The following is a 522-nucleotide window of genomic DNA, read 5'->3' as shown; positions in this document are numbered from 1 at the left end:
GGCCGCCCGTCGGCGGCGCCGGTTCTGGGCAGCGAACGGCGGGCAGCCGGGCCCGCCCCACGCTGAGCCACCGTAGGCGCCCGGCTGCCCGCCGTTCGCTGCCCAGAACCGGCGCCGCCGACGGGCGGCCAACGTGACGATGAGGGCGATCAGCCCGATCCAGAACAGCGGAACCAGCAGGAAGAGCCAGCCGAACCCGCCCCCGTAGCCGGGCCCCCACGGGCCGAAGTGGGCGAGCGCGCCGTGGAACGGTGCGGCGAGGCCGCCGCCCGACCCCACGCCCGATCCCGGTCCAGCGATCGGGCCGGCGATCGGGCCCGCGATCGGGAAGGGGCGCGGGAAGGGCCCCGCGGTCGGCCCGCCGGCGGGCTCGCTGGCCAGCCCGCCGGGCGGGAGGGAGCTCGCGATGGCGACCGCGGCGAGCGCTGTGGTGAAGGTGAGCACGATGAATGTCCTTTCGAGAACGGGCCCGCGCCGGGCCCTGCACCAAGGTTGCCGCCGCCCCCCGCCCCGCACATCGCC

At 77.8% G+C, this 522-nt stretch carries 1 pseudogene; it reads right to left on the bottom strand.

Annotated features, from left to right (window positions below):
- Positions 1-444 (bottom strand): annotated as a pseudogene (locus C5B96_RS17005) (hypothetical protein); the annotation flags it as partial.
- Positions 445-522: the final 78 nt, after the last annotated feature.

The sequence above is a fragment of the Subtercola sp. Z020 genome (genome assembly GCF_002931235.1).
In the GTDB taxonomy this organism is placed as follows: domain Bacteria; phylum Actinomycetota; class Actinomycetes; order Actinomycetales; family Microbacteriaceae; genus Subtercola.
This window is presented reverse-complemented; position numbering and strand designations above follow the sequence as displayed.